The organism is Catenulispora pinistramenti (assembly GCF_018274385.1).
Taxonomy (GTDB): Bacteria; Actinomycetota; Actinomycetes; order Streptomycetales; family Catenulisporaceae; genus Catenulispora; species Catenulispora pinistramenti.
Map to the genome: position 1 here is coordinate 1 of NZ_JAAFYZ010000646.1, position 255 is coordinate 255.

The 255-nt window shown below is 65.9% G+C and carries 1 pseudogene; it reads right to left on the reverse strand.

Annotated features, from left to right (window positions below):
• Positions 1-255: pseudogene (locus KGQ19_RS48995) on the reverse strand (IS4 family transposase); the annotation flags it as partial.

The window sequence follows — 255 nt, forward strand, 5'->3', positions numbered from 1 at the left end:
GTCAACAGCGGGAACAACTGTCTGGCATAGTCCAACTCGCTGACCGTGTCGGGCCCGAACACCGCCCCCATCACCGCGCGGGTCCCGGTCTCCACCAACGCCATCAACATCAGCATCGGATAGGGCAACGGCCCGTGGCTGTTGCTCCGCAGCCCGAAGAACGCCCGGTTGCGGTCGCTGTCCGGCACTTTGAACGAGGCACAGCCGTCGAAGGCCACCGTGCGCCAGCGCCGATACCGAACACCTGCCATCCCC